The following is a 22487-nucleotide window of genomic DNA, read 5'->3' on the forward strand; positions in this document are numbered from 1 at the left end:
AGGCGGCGACCGCGCGGGCCAGGTCGGCGGGGGTGCGGTCCAGCGCGGCGGCGAGGTCGCGGTACAGGGCGCGGGTCGCGGCCGTCAGGCCCGAGCCGGGGTGGGCGGCCGCGAGGCGCACCGCGTCCTGCCAGGGCGTGAGCGCGGCCACGGGGTCCCGGCCCGTGGTCAGGAAGGCGTGCGCGCGGGCCGCCGCCTCGGTGGCGAGCAGCTCCAGGGCCAGCGGGTCGGGGCCTTCCGGATCCTCCGGGTAGGCGGGCGGGCGCCCGGGGTGCTCCGGGACGGGCAGCGGCGGCGGCAGGGCGAGTGCGGGACCCCCGGGACCGGCGCCGGACGCCGCGACGGCGCCGGACGCGGCGGCCAGCGCCTCCCGCGCCGGGACCGTCGGCATCCGCGGGGGCTCCGCGCTGGTCTCGGCGGCGGCGCGGGTGGCGTTGCGGTGGCTGAGTGCCGCGAGGATCTCCTGTTCGCCCCGGCCCCGCATCAAAAACAGCACGAACGGGTCCTCGTCCAGGAGCCGCGCCGCTTGGTAGCACAGGGCCGCCGCGTGTTTGCAGGGGTATCCGTGGTCGGGGCAGGAGCAGTCGGGGATCAGGTCGCCGCGGCCGGGCAGCAGGTCCGCGACGGCGGCCAGGGCCTGCGGCACGTCCTTGTCGAGCAGGGCCGCGATGTGGTCCGGGCGGGCCGCGGCCACGTCCAGGAAGCGTTCCCAGTCGTCGTCGCGGAGCACCCGCAGCCGGATCTCCGCGCGGTACGGGCGCGGCCTGCTGCCGTGGACGTACGCGACGACCCGGCCCGGCGTCACGGTGATGGCGTCCACATGGCCCCCGGCCGCGTAGGCCCGCCCGCGGGCGAGGCGTGCCGGGTCCAGGGCGGTGTCCTCCAGGGCCCGCACCCAGGCGTTGCCCCACCAGGTGGCGGCGAACCGCCCCTCGGCGTCCTGCGCCGGAGCGAGCTGCGGGAACGTACGGCGGTGGTCGTCGTGGAGCGGTACGCGGCGCGAGCCGCCCGGGCGCGTACGGTGCGGGCTCATGACAGCCTCCTCATGACGGCCTCCTCAGCGATACGAGGTCGGCGAGCTCCCGGTCGGTGAGCTCCGTCAGGGCCGCCTCCCCGGAGCCGAGCACCGCGTCGGCCAGGGCGCGCTTGCTCCGGAGCATCTCGGCGATGCTGTCCTCCACCGTCCCTTCGGCGATGAGCCGGTGAACCTGGACCGGCTGGGTCTGGCCGATGCGGTAGGCCCGGTCGGTGGCCTGCTCCTCGACGGCCGGGTTCCACCAGCGGTCGTAGTGCACGACATGGCCCGCGCGGGTCAGGTTCAGGCCGGTGCCCGCCGCCTTGAGGGACAGCACGAACACCGGGACCTCGCCGGACTGGAAGCGGTCCACCATCCGCTCCCGCTCGGGCACCGGCGTCCCGCCGTGCAGCAGTTGGGCCGGCACCGCGCGGGCGGCCAGATGGGCGGTGAGCAGCCGCGCCATGGACACGTACTGGGTGAAGACCAGCACCGAGCCGTCCTCGGACAGGATCGTGTCGAGCAGCTCGTCGAGGAGGGCCAGCTTTCCGGAGCGGCCGGCGAGCCGCGCCGGCTCCTCCTTCAGGTACTGCGCGGGGTGGTTGCAGATCTGCTTGAGGGAGGTGAGCAGCTTCATGATCAGGCCACGGCGGGCCATGCCCTCCGCCCCCTCGATCTGCGCCATCGTCTCCCGTACGACCGCCTCGTAGAGGGAGGCCTGTTCGCGGGTGAGGGCGACGGGGTGGTCGGACTCCGTCTTGGGCGGCAGCTCCGGCACGATGCCCGGGTCGGACTTCTTGCGGCGCAGGAGGAAGGGGCGCACCAGCCGGGCGAGGCGCTCGACGGCCTCGTCGTTCTCGATCTGCTCGGCGTTCTCGACGGCGCGGGCGTGGCGGGAGCGGAACGCCTTCAGCGGCCCGAGGAGCCCCGGTGTCGTCCAGTCGAGCAGCGCCCACAGCTCGGAGAGGTTGTTCTCGACGGGGGTGCCGGTGAGCGCGACGCGCGCGGGCGCGGGGATGGTGCGCAGGGCCTTGGCCGTGGCCGAGAACGGGTTCTTCACGTGCTGGGCCTCGTCGGCGACGACCATCCCCCACCGCTGGGCGGCCAGCTTCTCGGCGCTGGTGCGCATGGTGCCGTACGTGGTGAGGACGAAGCCGCCGCCGTCCGGGCCGTCCAGTCCCTCCAGGGTGCGGTCGGTGCCGTGGAAGCGGCGCACGGGCACACCGGGTGCGAAGCGGGTGATCTCCCGCTGCCAGTTGCCGAGGAGGGAGGCCGGGCAGACGACGAGGGTGGGGGCGCGGTGGGCGCGGCGCAGGTGGAGGGCGATCAGCGTGACGGTCTTGCCGAGGCCCATGTCGTCGGCGAGGCAGCCGCCGAGGCCGAGGGAGGTCATCAGGTCCAGCCAGGCGAGGCCGCGGAGCTGGTAGTCGCGCAGGGTGGCGTCCAGCCCCGGGGGCTGGGTCACGTCGGCCGGGCTGGCCACGAGCCGGTCGCGCAGCGCGGCGAGCGCACCGGCGGGGACGGCCTCGACCGTCTCGCCGTCCACCTCGGCGGTACCGGTGAGCGCGACGGCGAGGGCGTCGGCCGGCTCCAGCAGCCCCAGCTCGCGCTTGCGCGCCTTGCGTACGAGCGCGGGGTCGACCACCACCCACTGGTCGCGCAACCGCACGATGGGGCGGTGCGCCTCGGCGAGGGCGTCCATCTCGCGCTCGGTGAGGGGGTCGCCGTCCAGCGCCAGCTGCCAGTTGAACCTCAGCAGCTGCTCGCTGTCGAAGAACGCCGTGCCGTCGGTGGCCGAGCCCGGCGCGGGCCGGACGACCGCGGCGGCGGTCAGCGACCGGGCCAGCTCCCTGGGCCAGTGGACGGTGACGCCCGCCGCGCCGAGCCGGGCGGCGGCGGGGCCCAGCAGCTCGTACAGCTCGTCCTCGGTGAGGGACAGCACATCGGGCACCTCCCGCTCCAGCAGCCGGGCGAGCGGCTGCCATACGCGCGCGGCGCGGCGCAGCGCCAGGACGGTGTCGATCCGGGCGCGCGGTCCGAAGTGCTCGTCGCCCGCGCCCGTCCACAGCTCGGCCGCGTCCACGACGAGCGACGGGTCGGCGAGGCTGTGCACCTGGAGGAGCGCGGCGGCGGCCTGCCGCTCCTCGCCGCCCTCCCGGTCCGTGTCGAACAGCTCGTACCCGGACAGGTCGAGGCGCAGCGAGACCCGGACCCCGGCGTCCATGCCCGCCGCCGCCTCGGCGGCCCAGGCACGCGCGCGGGGCAGGTGCTGCGGCGCACGGGCGGCGAACGGCTCGCCCGCGGCGTACGCGGCGGCGGGCGTACGCGGCAGGGTGTCGGCGACCGCGTCCAGGAACGCCCGCACCAGCGCCTCCGGCTCCGGCAGGCGGAGCGGGCGCAGGCCCGGGACGGGCGCGGCGTGGGCCTCGTACGGCATGGCGGCGGCGATCGCGCGCAGGTGGGCGATGTCGTCGGGGTCGAGCGGCCCGGCCCGCCAGGCGTCGAGGTCGGCGGTGGTCAGACCGGGCAGCAGCCGTCCGCGGGCGACCAGGTGCAGGGCGTGCAGCGCGGCCGCGCCCCAGCATGCCGCCGCGGGGTGCGCGCCGCCGTCGTGCCGTGCGGCGACGAGCAGGGGCAGGGCGTCCGCGACGGGCAGCACGACGGCGGGCACCGCCCGGCTGCGCACCCCGCTGCCGTGGGGCCGTACGACGGTGACCGTATCGCCGCGCCCCGTCCTGGTCTCGTCCGTCGTCGGGTCCGGCAGCGGGCCGTCCGTCACGGACCAGAAGGCGACGCGGCCGTCGCGGGGCAGGTCGGCGGGGAGGAACGTGGCCGCGCAGCCGGCCGGCAGCCGGTGGTGCGGCGGTGCCTGGCGCATGGCCGGTCACCTCCCCTCACGCTGGTCGTGTCACGCGGTCCGCGTTGCGGGACCGCCTGGATCTACGACCTTACGGGTGGGGTCTGACAATCGGCCCCGGGAGCGCTCAGCGCACCCTCAGCGCACCCCTTCCCACAGCGCCCGCTCCTCCGCCCGCGGGTCCTCGACCACGCCCGGCGCGACATCGTCGAAGATCATCGTCGCCCGCGTCCCGGCACCGGCGGCCGCCGCACCGGTGTCGTACGGCGCCCACCCCGGGTCGCCGGTCTTCGCGAAGGCGACCCACGCCCCGTGCATCGCGTCCGCCACCGCCTGCGGCGCGCCCTCCCCGATCAGCGGGGCGTACGTCGGGTCGTCGAGGCGGTCGAAGACGTACGCCAGCTCGCTGCCGTGGCAGGCGCCGAGGCGCCCGTCGAAGGCGGAGGAGCGCCGGGCGAACTCGTACATGTACGAACCGGGCACCGACTCGGCCAGCCGGATCGCCGGGATCCGGTAGAACCAGTCCGTCGTCATCGCGTCGAAGATCTCACCCGGCACCGCGCCCGGCCGCGCGTCCCGGTAGACGGGCAGGGCCTTGTCGGGGTCGAGCCCGTACGCCTCGGCCGTGGCACGCAGCTTGGCGTCCGGCAGCAGCTCCAGCCGTCCGGTGGGGACGAGGAAGAGCCGGTACTCCTCGAGGTTGCTGCCGATGAGCAGCTCGACGCCGCAATCGGGTCCCGGGAGCTCCAGCCCGTCCTCGGCCGGTCCGGCGGTCACCGGCTCGAAGGGCATGGCGTTGAGCGCCGCCTCGCCCCACACGGCGGGGTCGGGCCGGGCGCCGATCTCCCGGCGCAGCTCGGCCTGGGCGGCGAGGAGCCGGTCCATCGGCACGGCGGCGAAGGCGTCGGCGGTCGGTTCGATGGCGAGCTTCTCGGCCAGGCGCTCGGTGATGCGGCGGGCCGACCGGGGCCGGAGGAAGTGGTGGGCGGCACCGCTCTGCAGGATCGCCCGCCTGAAGAGGCCGCGCCGGCGCACCTGTTCGTCGGCCAGCAGGAAACCGATGGCCAGCGCGCCGGCCGACTCGCCGAAGACGGTGACCTGGTCCGGGTCACCGCCGAACTCCGCGATGTTGTCCCGTACCCACTCCAGCGCGGCCAGCTGGTCGAGCAACCCCCGGTTGTCGGGCACCCCGTCCAGATGCAGGAACCCGTCCGCGCCGAGCCGGTAGTTGAGCGACACGAACACCACACCGTCCCGGGCGAACGCGCTGCCGTCGTACGCGGACGACGCCGCCGACCCGTTGGTGAAGGCGCCGCCGTGCAGCCAGACCATGACCGGCAGACGGGCTCCGGGGCCGGGCGAGGGCGTCCACACGTTCAGGTTGAGGCAGTCCTCACCCGGGACACTGGCCTCCGGTATGAGGGTGTCGAAGGGCGGGGTGTACGGGGCCTTCGGGGGCGTCGGCCCATGGGCGGTGGCATCGCGCGTGCCGCTCCACGCGCGCGGGGCGGCCGGTGGCCGGAAGCGCAACGGGCCGAAGGGCGGGGCGGCGTACGGGATTCCGAGGAAGGCTGCGATGCCTCCGTCCGCCGAGAGGGTGCCGCGCACCGCGCCCTGCCGTGTCCTGCACACCGCTGCTTCCATTCGGTTCACCGGATCCCTTCGGTCGACGTCGGGGGCACCTCAGTGTCTCTCGTACGTCCCCGGCGCGGGGGTCACTTCCGCCGACGGACGAGCGCGAGCAGCTCCGCGTTGTGGTGGCGGCGGGTACGGGCGACCACCGCGAGCAGCGCGGCGAAGATGACGGGCGTGAGGGCGTACTTCCCGTCGAGCACCGCGAGTTGGGTGACGAAGGCCCCGGCCATGAGGGCGATCAGGGCCAGCGCGGAGACGCCGGAGAGGATCGGGACCACGAGGGCTATGGCACCGGCCAGCTCCAGGGCCCCCACCGTGTACATGAGCCAGTCGCCGGCGCCGATCGCGTCGAAGGACTCCGCCGCCGACGAGTGCCCGACCAGCTTGGGTCCCGCGCTGGGGATCGCGAAGAACAGGGCGAGCAGGATCTGCAGCACGCGCACAGCGATATCGGAGCGGCGGCTGAGACCGGCGGGGCGGGAGGGACTGACGGTGGTCGTGGTCGTGGTCGCGTTCGTCGTCACGCTCATGTCGGGGTCTCCTCGTATCGCCGCCCGGCGGTTTCGTGGCGGTTTCGAAGAGGTAGACCGGGCGCGTGGCGAGAACTCATCGGAGTGGTGACGTTTCTCCCGCCGGGGTACCCGGTTACCCGGGGCCGGAGGAAGGCGCGGGAGAGCGAGCGAGCACCATGCGACGCACCGGCAGTGAACCCAGGACCGCACGCAGTCCGCTGCGGACCCGGTTCTGGCTGGCGCTGTGGGGTCTCATCTGGGCGGCCGCCGGTACGGCGGGCTTCGCACTGGCCGGGCGCACGGGGTGGGCGGTGGCCTGCGGTGTGCTGTTCCTGGTGGTCACGGCGGACCTGCTGTTCATCGTGCGGCACATCCGCCAGGGCCCGCACTACCAGCCGGGGCGCGACGTCCCTCCGTACGAACCCTGACCCCGCCACCAGGGCCCGACCTCGCTACGAGTCCGCCTCGAAGCGGGCCGCCTCCAGGTACTCGGGCTTCGGGTCGAGCGCGGCGGCCAGGCGGAAGTGGCGCTTGGCCTGGTCCGGCCGGCCGGAGCGCTGGAAGGTGCGGGCGAGCGCGAAGTGGGCGAAGGCGTTGTCCGGCTCGCGCTCCAGGACCAGCTCGAACTCCAGCTGGGCGGGGCGCAGCTGCGCCGCCGCGAAGAAGGCACGGGCGCGCAGTAGCCGGGCGGCGGTGTTCTCGGGGTGGGCGGCGATCACCGAGTCGAGCAGCTTGACGGCTCCGCGCGGGTCGCGGGCGGCGAGGAGCTGCTCGGCGGCGCGGAAGTCGATGACGTGGGTCTCGGGACTGCTGTCGGGCACGGTCACATCCTTCCCCTTGCTCCAGCCCTTCAACATCGGCGGAGCGGCCCGTATTCCAGCGGCCGGCGGGCCGTCCCGTGGTCGGCGGGCCTTTCCGTGCCCGGCGACGCCTCCCGCCGCTAGCGGGCCGCCCGGGCGGTCAGCTCCGCCCACACCTCGCGCACCCGCGGCTCCAGCGCCTCCAGCGGCCCGTCGTTGTCGATGACCAGGTCGGCGATGGCGAGGCGCTGCTCGCGCGTGGCCTGGGCCGCCATCCGGGCGCGGGCTTCGGCGTCGGTCATCCCCCGCAGCCGTACGAGCCGGTCCAGTTGGGTCGCGGGCGAGGCGTCGACGACGACGACCAGGTCGTAGAGCGGCGCCAGCCCGTTCTCGGTGAGCAGCGGTACGTCGTGGATCACCACCGCGCCCGAGGCGGCGGCCGCCTCGAGCTCGGCGGAGCGGGCGCGGACGAGGGGGTGGACGATGGCGTTGAGGGTAGCGAGGCGGTCGGGGTCGGCGAAGACGATGGAGCCGAGCCGCGGCCGGTCGAGGGTGCCCTCGGGGGTGAGGATCTCGGGCCCGAACGCCTCCACGACGGCCGCGAGCCCGGCCGTGCCGGGCTCGACGACCTCGCGGGCGATCTTGTCGGAGTCGATCAGGACCGCCCCGTACGAGACGAGCAGCCGGGACACCTCGCTCTTGCCGGCTCCGATGCCGCCGGTCAGCCCCACTCTCAGCATGTGCCGAAGCTTAGGCCCTGGCTCCCCCACCGCGTCAGGCGCCCACTACAGGCCTTCCACAGCGGCGTCCACGGCGTCAGGCGTTCCAGGGCGCCACGCCTTCCAGGGCACCGCTAGAGATCACCCTCCCGCTCCGCGAGGAACCGCTCGAACTGGCGGCCGAGCTCGTCGGCGGACGGCAGCTCCACCGGTTCGGCGACCAGACTGCCGCGCGTTTCGGCACCGGCCATCGCGTCGTACTGGTGCTCGAGGCCCTGCACGAGCGCGACCAGCTCCTCGTCGCCTTCGCCGATCTGGCGCTCGATCTCGGTCTGGGTGCGCTGGGCCTCGGTGCGCAGCGCGTGCGCGACGCCCGGCAGGACCAGCCCCGTCGCGGCGGTGATGGCCTCCAGCGCGGTGAGGGCCGCGTCGGGGTACGGGGACCGCGCCACGTAGTGCGGGACGTGCGCGGCGACGCCCAGCACGTCGTGGCCGGCCTCCATCAGGCGGTACTCCAGCAGCGACTCGGCGCTGCCCGGCACCTGCGCCTCGTCGAAGGTGTTGCGGTGGCCGGGCATCAGATCGGTGCGGTTGCCGTGCGGGGTCAGGCCGACCGGGCGGGTGTGCGGGACGCCCATGGGGATGCCGTGGAAGTTGACCGAGAGGCGCACGCCGAGCCGCTCGACGATCTGCCGTACGGCGGCGGCGAACCGCTCCCACTCGACGTCCGGCTCCGGACCCGACAGCAGCAGGAAGGGCGCCCCCGTGGCGTCCTGGACGAGGCGGACCTCGATGGCGGGCGTCTCGTACCCGGTCCAGCGGTCGCGCCGGAACGTCAGCAGCGGGCGGCGGGCCCGGTAGTCCACGAGCCTGTCGTGGTCGAAGCGGGCCACCACCTGGTGGGGCAGCGATCCGAGCAGGCTGTCGACGATCTGCTCGCCGGTCTCGCCCGCGTCGATGTATCCGTCGAAGTGGTAGAGCATGACGAGGCCGGCCGACTCCTGCGCCAACGCCATGTCGACGACGGCCAGGCCCTTCGGCTCCCATGCGTACAAATCCCGGGGATCAAGCACGATTACCGCTCCTCCTCATATCCCTAGGAAGAACGTCACTCACCGCACAGGCATTCCCACTCCCCGGACGACTGCGCAAACGACGAAGGCCCGCCCCCTTCCGGGGACGGGCCTTCGTACTACTTACCGCTCAGCGGCGAGCCGATCGAGTCGATCGTTCAGCTCTGGCCGCCGGCCAGCTTCTCGCGCAGGGCGGCCAGCGCCTCGTCCGACGCCAGGGCGCCGGAGTTGTCGTCCGACTCCGAGGAGTACGAGCCACCGGAGACGCCCGCCGGGGCACCGGCCGGAGCGGCGGCGCCACCCTCGGCAGCGGCGGCCTCGTCGGCCTCGCGGGACTTGATGACCTGGGCCTGGTGCTGCTCGAAGCGCTGCTGCGCCTCGGCGTACTGGGTCTCCCACGCCTCGCGCTGGGCCTCGTAGCCCGGCAGCCAGTCGTTGGTCTCCGGGTCGAAGCCCTCGGGGTAGATGTAGTTGCCCTGGTCGTCGTACGACGCGGCCATGCCGTACAGGGTCGGGTCGAACTCGACCGACGCCGGGTCGGCACCGAAGGACTCGTTGGCCTGCTTCAGCGAGAGGCTGATGCGGCGGCGCTCGAGGTCGATGTCGATGACCTTGACGAAGATCTCGTCGTTGACCTGGACGACCTGCTCCGGGATCTCCACGTGGCGCTCGGCCAGCTCGGAGATGTGGACCAAGCCCTCGATGCCCTCGTCCACGCGGACGAACGCGCCGAACGGAACCAGCTTGGTGACCTTACCCGGGACGACCTGGCCGATCTGGTGCGTACGGGCGAACTGCTGCCACGGGTCCTCCTGGGTCGCCTTCAGCGACAGGGAGACACGCTCGCGGTCCATGTCGACGTCGAGGACCTCGACGGTGACTTCCTGGCCGACCTCGACAACCTCGGACGGGTGGTCGATGTGCTTCCAGGACAGCTCGGAGACGTGGACCAGACCGTCGACGCCACCCAGGTCCACGAAGGCACCGAAGTTGACGATCGAGGAGACGACGCCGGAACGGACCTGACCCTTCTGCAGGGTCGTGAGGAACGTCTGGCGGACCTCGGACTGGGTCTGCTCGAGCCAGGCGCGGCGGGACAGGACCACGTTGTTGCGGTTCTTGTCCAGCTCGATGATCTTCGCCTCGAGCTCCTTGCCCACGTAGGGCTGGAGGTCGCGGACACGACGCATCTCGACGAGGGAGGCCGGCAGGAAGCCACGGAGGCCGATGTCGAGGATGAGACCACCCTTGACGACCTCGATGACGGTACCGGTGACGATGCCGTCCTCTTCCTTGATCTTCTCGATGGTGCCCCAGGCACGCTCGTACTGGGCGCGCTTCTTCGAGAGGATCAGGCGGCCTTCCTTGTCCTCCTTCTGGAGAACAAGGGCCTCGATCTCGTCGCCGACCTTGACGACCTCGTTCGGGTCGACGTCGTGCTTGATCGAGAGCTCGCGGCTCGGGATGACACCTTCGGTCTTGTAACCGATGTCGAGCAGGACCTCGTCCCGGTCGACCTTCACGATGACGCCGTCGACGATGTCGCCGTCGTTGAAGTACTTGATCGTCTCGTCGATCGCGGCGAGGAAGGCTTCCTCGTTACCGATGTCGTTGACCGCAACCTGCGGGGTGGTGGCGGTGGTCTCGGTGCTGCTCGTCATGTGGGAAAGGGCTCCGGTACGGACATTGAAGTCGTAGGTACTGCTACGCCGAGAGCCCGTATCGCCTCTGCAGAAGCCGGACAGCCAAGGAAGCACCCGCCCCGTGAAGGGCGACGCCTCGAGAACCGAGGGGACATACAACAGATGCGAGCGCGGCCTGCTCCGTCTGAGGCGCGCAGGCCCGCAGCGCAACCTTTAGCATACGGGGACGGCCGGACACGGTCAATGCGCGAAGGCGCACACCCGGGGCAGAACGTCACATACCCGGCACATTTAATGTTTCCCAAGGCCATCGTGGCCGCGGCTACGGCTCCCGCAGGCGCTCGCTCAGCAGCTCCCGCAGGCGGCCGTGCGCAACCTACAACGGCGGTGGGGATGATCCAAGAGTACGAGCCCGAGGCCACCAGGCGCCACGCCGGTGACGCCGAGAGCAGCCGGGCGAACCGGGGCTGGTGGGACCGGAACGCCGACGAGTACCAGACCGAGCACGGAGCGTTCCTTGGGGACGACCGCTTCGTCTGGGGGCCCGAGGGACTGGACGAGGCGGAGGCCCGGCTCCTGGGGGACGTCTCCGGACGGGACGTCCTGGAGATCGGCGCCGGCGCCGCGCAGTGCTCGCGCTGGCTCGCCGCGCGCGGTGCCCGCCCGGTCGCCCTGGACCTCTCCCACCGCCAGCTCCAGCACGCCCTCCGGATCGGCGCGGACGTCCCCCTGGTGGAGGCCGACGCGGGCGCCCTCCCCTTCCGGGACGGCTCCTTCGACCTGGCCTGCTCCGCGTACGGGGCGGTTCCCTTCGTCGCCGATCCGGTGCGGGTGTTCCGTGAGGTACGCAGGGTGCTGCGGCCGGGCGGACGGTGGGTGTTCTCGGTGACGCACCCGATCCGCTGGGCGTTCCCCGACGAGCCCGGCCCGGAGGGGCTGTCCGTCTCCGCGTCGTACTTCGACCGGACCCCTTACGTCGAGCAGGACGAGGAGGGCCGGGCGGTGTACGTGGAGCACCACCGGACCCTCGGGGACCGGGTGCGGGACGTGGTGGCGGGCGGGTTCCACCTGGTGGACCTGGTCGAGCCGGAGTGGCCCTCCTGGAACACCCAGGAGTGGGGCGGCTGGTCCCCGCTGCGCGGAAACCTGATCCCGGGGACGGCGATCTTCGTGTGCGAGCGCGCGTGATGCGCGCGGAGACCGCGGAGACCGCGGACCTGCCCGTACGTTCCGCCCTGCCCGCCCTGGAGCGGGCGCTGGACGGGCACGGGGCGGCGGTGCTGTGCGCGCCGCCCGGCACCGGCAAGACCACCCTGGTGCCACTGGTGCTGGCCGAGCGGGGCGCCCGCGTCCTGGTCGCGGAACCGCGGCGGATCGCCGCACGGGCGGCGGCCCGGCGCATGGCGTGGCTGCTGGGCGAGAAGGTGGGCGGCCGGGTCGGCTTCACCGTGCGCGGCGAGCGCGTGGTGTCGCGCGAGACGGTCGTCGAGGTGGTGACCACGGGTGTCCTGCTGCAGCGCCTCCAGCGCGACCAGGAGCTCGGCGGCACCGACGTGGTGATGCTCGACGAGTGCCACGAGCGGCACCTGGACGCGGACACGGCGGCCGCCTTCCTGCTGGACGTACGGGAGACCCTGCGGCCCGAGCTGCGCCTGCTGGCCGCGTCGGCTACGACCGACGCCGAGGGGTGGGCGCGGCTGCTGGGCGGCGCGCCCGTGGTCGAGGCGGCGGGTGTGGCGCACCCCGTGGAGGTGGTGTGGGCTCCTCCGGCGGCGCCGGTGCGTCCGCCGCACGGGATGCGCGTGGACCCGGCCCTGCCGGCGCACGTCGCGTCGGTGGTGCGGCGGGCGCTGGCCGAGCGCTCGGGGGACGTGCTGTGCTTCCTGCCCGGTGTCGGCGAGATCGCGCGGGTGGCGGGCCTGCTGTCCGGTCTGTCCGGCGTGGAGCTGCTCCAGGTGCACGGGCGGGCCCCGGCGGCCGTGCAGGACGCGGTCCTCTCCCCCGGCGGGGACCGCCGCCGGGTGGTGCTGGCGACGTCGGTCGCCGAGTCGTCGCTGACCGTGCCAGGGGTGCGGATCGTGGTCGACTCGGGCCTCGCGCGCGAGCCGCGCGTGGACCACGCGCGGGGTCTCGGGTCGCTGACCACGGTGTGGGCGTCGCGGGCGGCCGCCCGGCAGCGCGCGGGCCGCGCGGGACGCGAGGCGCCGGGCGCGGTCTACCGGTGCTGGGCGGAGGCGGAGGACACCCGGCGGCAGCCGTTCCCGGCGCCGGAGATCCAGGTGGCCGATCTGACCGCGTTCGCGCTGCAGGCCGCCGCCTGGGGCGATCCCGACGCTTCGGGCCTGGCCCTGCTCGATCCGCCGCCGGCGGGCGCGATGGGCGCCGCGCGGGAGGTGCTGTCCGCGATCGGCGCGGTAGACGCGGCCGGGCGGGTGACGGACCGGGGCGTGCGCATGTCCCGGCTCGGCGTGCACCCCCGGCTGGCCCGCGCCCTGCTGGACGGGGCGCCGCTGGTGGGCGCGCGGCGCGCCGCGGAGGTGGTGGCCCTGCTGAGCGAGGAGCCGCCGCGCGAGTACGGCGACGACCTGGCGGCCGCCTGGCGTACGGCCCGCCGCGCCCCGGGCGACGCGTACGGCGCCCGCTGGCGGCAGGAGGCCCGGCGCCTGGCGGGGCAGCTGGACGGTGCCGGCGGCGCGGACCGCGGGGTGCCGGACGACGCCGCCGTCGGAACGGTGACCTCCCTGGCGTATCCGGAGCGGGTGGCGCGTGCGCGGGGCGCGAAGGCCGAGGGGGCGTTCCTGATGGCGTCGGGGACGCGGGCCGAGCTCGGCGAGGGGTCCCGGCTGCGCGGTTCCGCGTGGCTGGCCGTCGCCGTCGCAGACCGGCCGGCCCATGCGGCGTCGGCGCGGGTGCGGCTGGCCGCCGTGATCGACGAGGAGACCGCGCGGGCCGCCGCCCCGGGACTGCTTGTGGCGGGCGACGAGGTCCGCTGGGAGGACGGTGACGTGGTCGCCCGGTCCGTGGAGCGGCTGGGCGCCGTCGAGCTGACCGTACGGCCGCTGACCGACCCGGATCCCGTACGCGTGCGGGAGGCGCTGCTGGAGGGCCTGCGGCGCGAGGGGCCCGGGCTGCTGCGCTGGTCGCGGGAGGCGGAGGGGCTGCGGCAGCGGCTGGCGTTCCTGCGCCGGGTGCTCGGCGAGCCGTGGCCGGACGTGTCGGACGCCGCGCTGCTGGAGCGCGCCGGCGCATGGCTGGAACCGGAGCTGTCCCGGGCGCGGCGGCGGGCCGATCTGGCCCGTATCGACGCCGGTCAGGCGCTGCTGCGGCTGCTGCCCTGGGCCACCGGGGAGGCGGCCCGCCTGGACGAGCTGGCCCCGGAGCGGATCGAGGTGCCCAGCGGCTCACGGATCCGGGTGGAGTACGGCGCCGGCGAGCAGCCGGTGCTGGCGGTGAAGCTGCAGGAGATGTTCGGGCTCGGCGAGACCCCGCGGATAGCGGGCGTTCCGGTGCTGGTGCACCTGCTGTCGCCGGCCGGCCGGCCCGCCGCCGTCACGGCGGACCTGGCGTCCTTCTGGCGCGACGGGTACCGCTCGGTGCGGGCGGAGCTGCGCGGCCGGTACCCGAAGCATCCGTGGCCGGAGGACCCGGCGGGGGCGGAGCCGACCCGTCGGACGAACACCGGGCGCCGCTGAGCGGCACCCGGCCTTTCCCCGGCCTTTCCCCGGCCCTGCCGTCAGGCGACCTTGAGCTCGATCGTCAGGGTGGCGCCGCCGGTGGTCGTCAGGCGGAGCAGGAAGGTGCCGGTCTGGCCGTCCGCGTACATCTTCGGAAGCTTGAGGACACCGTTCGCGTCCGTCTTCAGGCCTTCGAGGGTCCGGACGGGGTTGCCCTGCTCGTCCTTGAAGAACGGGCCCTTGTCGGCGGCGGTGGTGTCGTCCGCGGCCGTGATCATGGTGGCGGTCAGCGCGACGCCGGACGCGACGGCGCCCTTGTACGTGGCCTTCACCTCGACCTGGTCGGCGAACTCCGCGTCCGGGGCGGCCGTCAGGGCCTTCTCGTCCGTCCGGGCCAGCGCGTCGGCCGCGCGCTCCGTGACGGTCGCGGTGAAGTCGACGGCGGGCAGGGTCGCACGGCGCACGACGGTGGCCCGTACGGTGAACTCGCCCGCCCGCTCGCCCGCCAGGATGGGCGGCGCGGTGGCCGTTCCGTCCGCGGCCGTGGTGACGACGACGCTGCCGACCGCGCCGGTCCCGGCCGCGAAGCGGGCCTCCGTGGCTCCGGTGATCTCGAACTCGACCGCCAGGCCGGCGACGGGTTTGCCCGCCCGGTCGAGCGCCTTGACCTCGGGGCGCTCGGCGAAGCGGCTGCCCGCCGCCGCGGTGAGCGGGCCCGTACCGGCGTCCGTGAGGCGCGCCACCTTCTCGTGCGGCGCGGGGGCCGGGGTGACGGGCGGCTTGGTCGGGTCCGGCGTGGACGGGGGAACCGGCGTGGGCGGCTTCGGGGTGACGGGCGGGGTCGTGGGGGTCGACGGAGTCGTCGGGGACGGCTTGGTGGACGGCGGCGTCGGCTTGGGGGACGGCGTGACGGGCAGGGTCGGCATCGGCGTCGGCGTCGGGCGCCCGGCCGGCTTGTTGTCGCTGCGGTCGACCGGCAGGACGCCCGTACCGTCCGGGATCCGGTGCGTACCGCGCTTGTAGTACTCGAACCAGGACAGAACCGTCCGCAGGTACTCGGTCGAACGGTTGTAGCTCAGGATCGCCTTGTCGAGGTCGGCCTTGAGGGCGAGGTTGCGGTTGTTCGCGCAGAGGTACATGCCGGCGGCCTGCGCGGCGTCGTAGATGTTGTTGGGGTCCTTGCGGCCGTCGCCGTTGGCGTCCTGGCCCCAGCTCGCCCACGTGGAGGGGATGAACTGCATGGGGCCGACCGCGCGGTCGTGCGTCGTGTCGCCATCGTAAGCGCCGTCGTCGGTGTCGGAGATGTTGGCGAAGCCGACGCCGTTGAGGACGGGGCCGAGGATCGGCGAGAGGGTGGTGCCGTCGGCGCTGACGCGGCCGCCGCGGGCCTGACCGGACTCCACCTTGCCGATGCCCGCGAGGAGTTGCCAGGGGAGGTTGCAGCCGGGGTCGGCGGCCCGGAGGTGCTGCTCGGCCTGCTTGTAGGCGGCGAGGACGGTGGCCGGTATGCCCGCTTCCGCGGGGCCCGTGATGACGGGCGGTTCGACGGAGGCGCCGGGCTTGTTCGGCGTGTTGAGCGGGGGCAGGTCGGTGTAGTACGGCGAGTTGCCGGTGGCCGAGTTCTCGTGGGGCTGGGGGGTGGCGTCGGCGGCCTGGGGGTCACCGCTGCCGCCGCCGGCGGCGGGTGTCACGCCCGGGGCCTGCGAGGCGGAGAGTGCGGCGACCGCGGCGGCGGCCACGGCGGTGCTGGTGGCTCCCTTGCGCAGCCGGCGACCCATGTGCGCTGCCATACGTATGGTCCCTCCCCTTTGATGCTGCCGTCCGCGCTCCCCGCGCGAGGACTCAAGCGACCCTACGTCAAACGGCGGGTCCGGCACACCGCCCGCTGACCGCTTTTCACGCTTTCGTCACCGCTTGGTTCACCGGAATCCGGAGTGCGAACGTCACGCATACTGGCGGCCATTGACCGACCAGTTCAAGGGGGGCCCTCCAGCATGCCGTTCACCCTCAGCCACGCGGTGGCCGTACTGCCCGCGATACGGAGGTCCGGCGCCGCGCGCGGGCCCTTCGTCGCGTCGGCGCTCGTCGCCGGATCGTTCGCGCCGGACATGACGTACTTCGCGGACACGGTGCTGCCCGGGGCGATGCGCTTCGGGGACGTCACGCACGGGGTGGCGGGCGTCCTGACGGTCGATGTCGCGATCGCGGCGGCGCTGGTGGCGGTGTGGCTGATGGTGCGTGAGCCGCTGGTGGCGCTGGTGCCCGGGCGGTGGCAGGGGCCGGTGCACGCGCTGCTGCGGGGGCGGGCGTGGCGCGGGCGGCGGCGGGGCGAGCTGGCGGTGTGGTTCTACGTCTCGGCGGTCGTCGGCGCGACGACGCACGTGGTGTGGGACGCCTTCACGCACCTGGACCGGTGGGGCATGAAGGTGCTGCCGGTGCTGGGGGAGGTGGTGGCCGGCTTCCCGATGTACCTGTACGCGCAGTACGGCGGCTCGGCGGTGGCACTGGTGGTGCTGGCGTGGTTCGTGGGGAGCGGGGCGCGGCGGATGCCGTCCGGGCCTGCGGTGTTTTCAGGGGCTTCGGTGCCTTCGGGGGCCGCGCCGTTGCCGGCCCTCGGGCGGCGGGAGCGGTGGCTGGCGGCGGGGCTGCTCGGAGGGTGCGTGGTGGTGGGCGTGGTGCACCGGTGCGCGCGGTGGTACGCGTACTGGGGGCACGCGCCCGAGACGCCGCTGGACATCATCCCGACCGCGTGCTTCGGCGCGGGGGCGGGGCTGGTCGGCGGGGTGCTGTTGTACGGCCTGCTGATGCGGCTGCGCGTGGTGAGCGGCGGCTAGGGCTTCCCCCTGCCTCCCCTTCCCGGGACCGGGAAGGGGAGGCCCCTGGGTGTCAGTGCGCCGCGGAGTCCCAGTCCGGGCCCACGCCCACCGAGACGTCCAGGGGGGCGCGGAGGTCGACCGCGGTGGACATCTCGTGGCGGACCAGCGCCTCGACCTGGTCGCGCTCGCCCGGGGCGACCTCCAGGACGATTTCGTCGTGGACCTGGAGCAGCAGGCGGGTCTTCAGGTCCGCCTCGCGCAGTGCGCGGTCGACGCGCAGCATCGCGACCTTCACGATGTCGGCGGCCGTGCCCTGGATCGGCGCGTTCAGCGCCATCCGCTCCGCGGACTCGCGGCGCTGGCGGTTGTCGCTGTTGAGGTCCGGGAGGTAACGGCGGCGCCCGAGCATGGTCTCCGTGTACCCGGTGGCGCGGGCCTCGTCGACGACGCGGCGCAGGTAGTCGCGTACCCCGCCGAACCGCTCGAAGTACGTGTCCATCAGGGCACGCGCCTCGCCGGCCTCGATGCCCAGCTGCTGGGAGAGGCCGAAGGCGGACAGGCCGTACGCCAGGCCGTACGACATGGCCTTGATCTTGCGGCGCATCTCCGCGTCGACCGCGGTCCGCTCGACGCCGAACACCTGGGAGGCGACGGTGGTGTGCAGGTCCTCACCTGAGGTGAACGCCTCGATGAGGCCCTCGTCCTCCGACAGGTGGGCCATGACGCGCAGTTCGATCTGGCTGTAGTCGGCCGTCATCAGCGACTCGAAGCCCTCTCCGACGACGAAGCCGTGCCGGATGGCGCGGCCCTCGTCGGTGCGGACCGGCACGTTCTGCAGGTTGGGGTCCGTGGAGGAGAGGCGGCCGGTCGCCGCGACCGTCTGGCTGAAGGTGGTGTGGATGCGTCCGTCGGCGGCGATCGTCTTGATCAGGCCCTCGACGGTGGAGCGCAGCCGGGCCTGCTCGCGGTGGCGCAGCATGATGACCGGCAGCTCGTGCTCGGTCTGGCCGGCCAGCCAGGCCAGCGCGTCCGCGTCCGTGGTGTAGCCGGTCTTGGTCTTCTTCGTCTTGGGGAGGTTCAGCTCGCCGAAGAGGACCTCCTGGAGCTGCTTCGGGGAGCCCAGGTTGAACTCGTGCCCGACGGAGGCGTGCGCCTCCTTCACCGCCTGCTGCACCGCGCCGGCGAACTGCTGCTCCATCGCCTCCAGATGGGCGCGGTCGGCGAAGATGCCGTACCGCTCCATCCGGGCCAGCACCACGGAGGTGGGCAGCTCCACGTCGTGCAGGAGCTTGGTGGCGCCGACCTCCTCGAGCTTCTCGCCGAAGGCGTCCCCCAGGTCGAGGACCGCGCGGGCCTGGGCCATCAGCGCGTCGGCCTCGGCCTGCTCGTCGGTGCCGAAGGCGAGCTGCCCGTCGGCCGCGGCGGGGGCCAGCTCGCGGTGGAGGTACTCGACGGAGAGGGCGTCCAGCGCGAAGGAGCGGCGGCCCGGCTTGACCAGGTAGGCGGCGAGGGCGGTGTCCATCGTGATGCCCTCGATGTGCCAGCCGTGCTCGGGGAAGACCCGCAGGGCCTCCTTGGCGCTGTGCAGCACCTTGGGGCGGGCGGGGTCGGCGAGCCAGGCGGCGAAGGCCTTCTCGTCGGCCTCGTCGAGCTGGGTGGTGTCGAACCAGGCCGCCTTGCCGTCGGCACCGGCCAGCGCGACCTCGCTGACGTTGCCGACGCCCAGGGCCCAGGTGGCGACGGTGGCCATGCCGAGCGGCCGGCCGCCGTGCTGCTCCAGCCAGAAGGCGAGCTCTCCGGCGCCGAGCACGGTGCCGTCCAGTTCGACACCGGCGGCCGGGGCGGGGGCCTCTTCCTCCTGCGCGCCCGGGTCGACGGCGAGGAGCCGGTCGCGCAGGCTCGGGTTGCGGATCTCCAGGACCTCCAGGAAGCCCTTGAGCGCGGTCCGGTCGTACGGCCGGCGCTCCAGGTCCGCCACCGTCTTCGGCAGCTCCACGTCCCGGACGAGCTCGGTCAGGTGGCGGTTGAGCTTGACGGACTCCAGGTGGTCGCGCAGGGCCTGGCCGACCTTGCCCTTGACCTCGTCGGCCCGCTCGACCAGCTCGGCGAACGAACCGAACTGGTTGATCCACTTCGTGGCCGTCTTCTCCCCCACGCCCGGGATGCCCGGCAGGTTGTCGGACGGGTCGCCGCGCAGGGCGGCGAAGTCGGGGTACTGCGACGGGGTCAGCCCGTACTTCTCCTGGACCTTCTCCGGGGTGAACCGGGTCAGCTCGGAGACGCCCTTCGTGGGGTAGAGCACGGTGACGTGGTCGGAGACCAGCTGGAACGAGTCCCGGTCGCCGGTGACGATCAGCACGTCGAAGCCCTCGGCCTCGGCCTGCGTGGCGAGCGTGGCGATCACGTCGTCCGCCTCGAAGCCCTCCACCGCGAACCGCTCGGCGTTCATGGTGTCGAGCAGCTCGCCGATCAGCTCGACCTGCCCCTTGAACTCGTCGGGGGTCGCGGAGCGGTTCGCCTTGTACTCAGGGAAGTCCGCCGAGCGCCAGGTCTTGCGCGACACGTCGAACGCGACGGCGAAATGCGTCGGCGACTCGTCACGCAGCGTGTTCGCCAGCATCGACGCGAAGCCGTAGATGGCGTTGGTCGTCTGGCCGCTCGCGGTGGTGAAGTTCTCCGCGGGCAGCGCGAAGAACGCCCGGTACGCCAGGGAGTGCCCGTCCATGAGGAGCAGGCGCGGACGGTTGTCGTCTGGGGTCTTCTTCGATGCTGTCTCAGCCACGGACACGATCCTGCCACGGACCACTGACAATGCCGGTCCCGGCCGAGGGGCGGTGCCCGCTGTCGGTGGGGCGTGACAGGATCGACATACGTACATCGGACACAACCGCTCAAGGGGGAGCGCGATGGTCAGCAAGCCGCCCGCAGGTGACCCGGTCCAGGACGCGCCGCAGGTCCAGGCGCCCCAGCACGCCGCGGCCGGCCTCCCCGCCATCGGGCACACGCTCAAGGTCGCCCGGCAGCAGATGGGCGTGCGCCGCACCGCGCAGACCCTGCTCAAGGTCAACCAGAAGGACGGCTTCGACTGCCCGGGCTGCGCCTGGCCCGAGGGCGACAAGCGGCACCTCGCGGAGTTCTGCGAGAACGGCGCGAAGGCCGTCGCCGAGGAAGCCACGCTGCGCCGCGTGACGCCCGCCTTCTTCGCCGCGCACCCGGTGGCGGACCTCGCGACCCGCAGCGGGTACTGGCTCGGGCAGCAGGGCAGGATCACCCACCCCATGTACCTGCCGGAGGGCGCCGACCGGTACGAACCGGTGACGTGGGAGCGCGCCTTCGCGATCATCGCCGAGGAGCTGACCGCGCTCGACTCCCCCGACGAGGCGGTCTTCTACACCTCCGGCCGCACCAGCAACGAAGCCGCGTTCCTGCTCCAGCTCTTCGCCCGCGAGTTCGGCACGAACAACCTGCCGGACTGCTCCAACATGTGCCACGAGTCGTCCGGCTCCGCGCTCACCGAGACGATCGGCATCGGCAAGGGCAGCGTCTCGCTGGAGGACCTGCACCGGGCGGACCTGATCATCGTGGCCGGGCAGAACCCCGGCACCAACCACCCGCGCATGCTCTCCGCCCTGGAGAAGGCCAAGGCGGCGGGCGCGCGGATCATCTCGGTGAACCCGCTGCCCGAGGCGGGCCTGGAGCGGTTCAAGAACCCGCAGACCCCGCAGGGCATGCTCAAGGGCGCGGCCCTCACCGACCTGTTCCTCCAGATCCGCATCGGCGGCGACCAGGCCCTCTTCCGGCTCCTCAACAAGCTGGTCCTGGAGACGGCCGGCGCCGTCGACGAGGAGTTCGTACGCGAGCACACGCACGGGTACGAGGAGTTCGCGGCCGCCGCCAGGGCCGCCGACTGGGACGAGACGCTCGCCGCCACCGGCCTGGAGCGCGGCGAGATCGAGCGCGCCCTGCGCATGGTGCTCGCCTCGGAGCGCACCATCGTCTGCTGGGCCATGGGCCTCACCCAGCACAAGCACTCCGTGCCGACCATCCGCGAGGTGGTCAACTTCCTGCTGCTGCGCGGCAACATCGGCCGCCCGGGCGCCGGGGTCTGCCCGGTGCGCGGGCACTCCAACGTGCAGGGCGACCGCACGATGGGCATCTTCGAGCGCCCGTCCGCGGCGTTCCTGGACGCTCTGGACAAGGAGTTCGGCATCGCCTCCCCCCGCCACCACGGCTTCGACGTGGTGCGCTCCATCCAAGCGCTGCGCGACGGCGAGGCGAAGGTGTTCTTCGCGATGGGCGGCAACTTCGTGGGCGCGACGCCCGACACGGAGGTCACCGAGGCGGCCGTGCGCCGCGCCCGGCTCACCGTCCACGTGTCGACCAAGCTGAACCGCTCCCACGCGGTCACCGGCACGCGCGCGCTGATCCTGCCCACCCTCGGCCGCACCGACAAGGACGTCCAGGCCGGCGGCCGGCAGTTCGTCACGGTCGAGGACTCGATGGGCCTGGTCCACGCCTCGCGCGGGAACCTGCCGCCGGCGAGCCCGCACCTGCTGTCCGAGCCGGCCATCGTGGCGCGCATGGCGCGGGCCGTGCTGGGCGAGGCGTCGGCCACACCGTGGGAGGAGTTCGAGAAGGACTACGCCACCATCCGTGACCGCATCGCGCGCGTGGTGCCCGGCTTCGAGGGCTTCAACGCCCGGCTCGCGGCGGACCCCGGCGGCTTCGCCCTGCCGCACGCCCCGCGCGACGAGCGGCGCTTCCCCACGAAGACCGGCAAGGCGAACTTCACCGCCGCGCCCGTCGAGTACCCGCGGGTCCCCGAGGGCCGGGTGCTGCTCCAGACCCTGCGCTCGCACGACCAGTACAACACCACCATCTACGGCCTCGACGACCGCTACCGCGGCATCAAGGGCGGCCGCCGCGTGGTCCTGGTCCACCCCGAGGACGCCCGCGCGCTCGGCTTCGCCGACGGGTCGTACGCCGACCTCGTCAGCGAGTGGCGCGACGGCTCCGAGCGGCGCGCGCCCGGCTTCCGGGTGGTGCACTACCCGACCGCGCGGGGCTGCGCCGCCGCGTACTACCCGGAGACGAACGTCCTGGTGCCGCTGGAGTCCACCGCCGACGTCAGCAACACCCCCGCCAGCAAGTCCGTGGTCGTGCGTCTGGAACAATCACCGACCGTCTGAGCGTTCGCTTAGCCAGCCAGTCAGCCAAGCCGGCCAGCACAAGGCCGTACGACGACGAACGGAGCCGGGCCCCATGGGCGAGCAGACCAGCGTGAAGTTCCCGCAGGAAGTCATCGACGAGTACGCCTCGCTCGGTGTCGACCTGCCCGCCCTCTTCTCCGCCGGGCACCTGGGCACCCGCATGGGCGTGCGGATACTGGAGGCCTCGGCGGAGCGGGTCGTCGGCACCATGCCGGTCGAGGGCAACACCCAGCCGTACGGGCTGCTGCACGGCGGCGCCTCCGCCGTGCTCGCCGAGACCCTCGGCTCGGTCGGCTCGATGCTGCACGGCGGCATCTCCAAGATCGCGGTCGGCGTGGACCTCAACTGCACGCACCACCGGGGCGTCCGCAGCGGACTGGTGACCGGCGTGGCCACCCCCGTCCACCGCGGACGCTCCACCGCCACGTACGAGATCGTCATCACCGACGAGCAGGACAAGCGGGTCTGCACGGCCCGCCTGACCTGCCTGCTGCGGGACGCCCGGCAGGGCGAGAGCCCCACCGGCTGAGCCC

16 protein-coding genes are annotated in these 22487 nt (G+C 73.4%); 6 read left to right on the top strand and 10 right to left on the bottom strand.

The window, feature by feature from the left end:
- From ABZX67_RS12735 to ABZX67_RS12750, 4 genes are all read right to left on the bottom strand, one after another.
- Positions 1–1033: SWIM zinc finger family protein (locus tag ABZX67_RS12735; protein WP_355358152.1), on the bottom strand; the 1033-nt coding region annotated here is incomplete at its 3' end.
- Positions 1034–1043: 10 nt separating this feature from the next.
- Positions 1044–3893 (bottom strand): DEAD/DEAH box helicase, encoded by a 2850-nt coding sequence (locus ABZX67_RS12740; protein WP_355358155.1) that lies wholly within the window; start codon positions 3891–3893, stop codon positions 1044–1046.
- 117 nt (positions 3894–4010) lie between these two features.
- Positions 4011–5516: a carboxylesterase family protein gene (locus ABZX67_RS12745; protein ID WP_355358159.1), complete on the bottom strand. Its 1506-nt coding sequence runs from the start codon at positions 5514–5516 to the stop codon at positions 4011–4013.
- Between the two features lie 71 nt (positions 5517–5587).
- Positions 5588–6037, bottom strand: coding sequence for a DoxX family protein (locus ABZX67_RS12750; protein ID WP_355358162.1), 450 nt, complete (start codon positions 6035–6037; stop codon positions 5588–5590).
- A gap of 158 nt (positions 6038–6195) precedes the next feature.
- On the opposite strand from ABZX67_RS12750, the gene ABZX67_RS12755 reads away from it, so the two are divergent.
- Positions 6196–6447, top strand: a complete 252-nt coding sequence (locus ABZX67_RS12755; protein WP_355358165.1) for a DUF6343 family protein — start codon at positions 6196–6198, stop codon at positions 6445–6447.
- 24 nt (positions 6448–6471) lie between these two features.
- Here the strand turns inward: ABZX67_RS12755 and ABZX67_RS12760 are convergent, their stop codons facing one another.
- From ABZX67_RS12760 to rpsA, 4 genes are all read right to left on the bottom strand, one after another.
- Positions 6472–6840, bottom strand: coding sequence for a tetratricopeptide repeat protein (locus ABZX67_RS12760; protein ID WP_355358168.1), 369 nt, complete (start codon positions 6838–6840; stop codon positions 6472–6474).
- 119 nt (positions 6841–6959) lie between these two features.
- Positions 6960–7559, bottom strand: a complete 600-nt coding sequence (coaE, locus tag ABZX67_RS12765; protein WP_355358171.1) for a dephospho-CoA kinase — start codon at positions 7557–7559, stop codon at positions 6960–6962.
- Positions 7560–7672: 113 nt separating this feature from the next.
- Positions 7673–8611, bottom strand: coding sequence for a PAC2 family protein (locus tag ABZX67_RS12770; RefSeq protein WP_355358174.1), 939 nt, complete (start codon positions 8609–8611; stop codon positions 7673–7675).
- Positions 8612–8769: 158 nt separating this feature from the next.
- Positions 8770–10272: a 30S ribosomal protein S1 gene (gene rpsA, locus ABZX67_RS12775; RefSeq protein ID WP_345489430.1), complete on the bottom strand. Its 1503-nt coding sequence runs from the start codon at positions 10270–10272 to the stop codon at positions 8770–8772.
- Between the two features lie 375 nt (positions 10273–10647).
- Between rpsA and ABZX67_RS12780 the strand changes: the two genes are divergently transcribed.
- Together ABZX67_RS12780 and hrpB are read left to right on the top strand one after the other, a co-directional pair.
- The gene (locus ABZX67_RS12780; RefSeq protein ID WP_355358178.1) at positions 10648–11442 is read left to right on the top strand and encodes a methyltransferase domain-containing protein; all 795 of its coding nucleotides are present in this window, start codon (positions 10648–10650) and stop codon (positions 11440–11442) included.
- Positions 11442–13946, top strand: a complete 2505-nt coding sequence (gene hrpB / locus ABZX67_RS12785; RefSeq protein ID WP_355358181.1) for an ATP-dependent helicase HrpB — start codon at positions 11442–11444, stop codon at positions 13944–13946. The genes ABZX67_RS12780 and hrpB overlap by 1 nt, the downstream gene beginning before the upstream one ends.
- 41 nt (positions 13947–13987) lie before the next feature.
- On the opposite strand, the gene ABZX67_RS12790 is transcribed toward hrpB, so the two are convergent.
- Positions 13988–15718: a lytic transglycosylase domain-containing protein gene (locus tag ABZX67_RS12790; protein WP_355358184.1), complete on the bottom strand. Its 1731-nt coding sequence runs from the start codon at positions 15716–15718 to the stop codon at positions 13988–13990.
- 204 nt (positions 15719–15922) lie between these two features.
- Between ABZX67_RS12790 and ABZX67_RS12795 the strand changes: the two genes are divergently transcribed.
- Complete coding sequence (locus tag ABZX67_RS12795; protein ID WP_355358187.1) at positions 15923–16762, top strand: DUF4184 family protein; 840 nt, start codon at positions 15923–15925, stop codon at positions 16760–16762.
- Between the two features lie 52 nt (positions 16763–16814).
- Here the strand turns inward: ABZX67_RS12795 and polA are convergent, their stop codons facing one another.
- Positions 16815–19469 (bottom strand): DNA polymerase I, encoded by a 2655-nt coding sequence (polA, locus tag ABZX67_RS12800; protein WP_355358502.1) that lies wholly within the window; start codon positions 19467–19469, stop codon positions 16815–16817.
- 181 nt (positions 19470–19650) lie between these two features.
- On the opposite strand from polA, the gene ABZX67_RS12805 reads away from it, so the two are divergent.
- Positions 19651–21933, top strand: a complete 2283-nt coding sequence (locus ABZX67_RS12805) for an FdhF/YdeP family oxidoreductase (RefSeq protein WP_355358190.1) — start codon at positions 19651–19653, stop codon at positions 21931–21933.
- A gap of 73 nt (positions 21934–22006) precedes the next feature.
- Positions 22007–22483: a hotdog fold thioesterase gene (locus ABZX67_RS12810; RefSeq protein WP_355358193.1), complete on the top strand. Its 477-nt coding sequence runs from the start codon at positions 22007–22009 to the stop codon at positions 22481–22483.
- Positions 22484–22487 lie beyond the last annotated feature (4 nt).

The organism is Streptomyces sp. NPDC003036 (genome assembly GCF_040611175.1).
In the GTDB taxonomy this organism is placed as follows: domain Bacteria; phylum Actinomycetota; class Actinomycetes; order Streptomycetales; family Streptomycetaceae; genus Streptomyces.

What these genes read in the sequence shown, in the direction of transcription:
- ABZX67_RS12740 (WP_355358155.1), bottom strand. Translation starts at nt 3,893, where the DNA reads ATGCGCCAGGCACCGCCGCACCACCGGCTGCCGGCCGGCTGCGCGGCC.
- ABZX67_RS12745 (WP_355358159.1), bottom strand. Translation starts at nt 5,516, where the DNA reads ATGGAAGCAGCGGTGTGCAGGACACGGCAGGGCGCGGTGCGCGGCACC.
- ABZX67_RS12750 (WP_355358162.1), bottom strand. Translation starts at nt 6,037, where the DNA reads ATGAGCGTGACGACGAACGCGACCACGACCACGACCACCGTCAGTCCC.
- ABZX67_RS12755 (WP_355358165.1), top strand. Translation starts at nt 6,196, where the DNA reads ATGCGACGCACCGGCAGTGAACCCAGGACCGCACGCAGTCCGCTGCGG.
- coaE (WP_355358171.1), bottom strand. Translation starts at nt 7,559, where the DNA reads ATGCTGAGAGTGGGGCTGACCGGCGGCATCGGAGCCGGCAAGAGCGAG.
- rpsA (WP_345489430.1), bottom strand. Translation starts at nt 10,272, where the DNA reads ATGACGAGCAGCACCGAGACCACCGCCACCACCCCGCAGGTTGCGGTC.
- ABZX67_RS12780 (WP_355358178.1), top strand. Translation starts at nt 10,648, where the DNA reads ATGATCCAAGAGTACGAGCCCGAGGCCACCAGGCGCCACGCCGGTGAC.
- hrpB (WP_355358181.1), top strand. Translation starts at nt 11,442, where the DNA reads ATGCGCGCGGAGACCGCGGAGACCGCGGACCTGCCCGTACGTTCCGCC.
- ABZX67_RS12790 (WP_355358184.1), bottom strand. Translation starts at nt 15,718, where the DNA reads ATGGCAGCGCACATGGGTCGCCGGCTGCGCAAGGGAGCCACCAGCACC.
- ABZX67_RS12795 (WP_355358187.1), top strand. Translation starts at nt 15,923, where the DNA reads ATGCCGTTCACCCTCAGCCACGCGGTGGCCGTACTGCCCGCGATACGG.
- polA (WP_355358502.1), bottom strand. Translation starts at nt 19,469, where the DNA reads ATGGACGGGCACTCCCTGGCGTACCGGGCGTTCTTCGCGCTGCCCGCG.
- ABZX67_RS12805 (WP_355358190.1), top strand. Translation starts at nt 19,651, where the DNA reads ATGGTCAGCAAGCCGCCCGCAGGTGACCCGGTCCAGGACGCGCCGCAG.
- ABZX67_RS12810 (WP_355358193.1), top strand. Translation starts at nt 22,007, where the DNA reads ATGGGCGAGCAGACCAGCGTGAAGTTCCCGCAGGAAGTCATCGACGAG.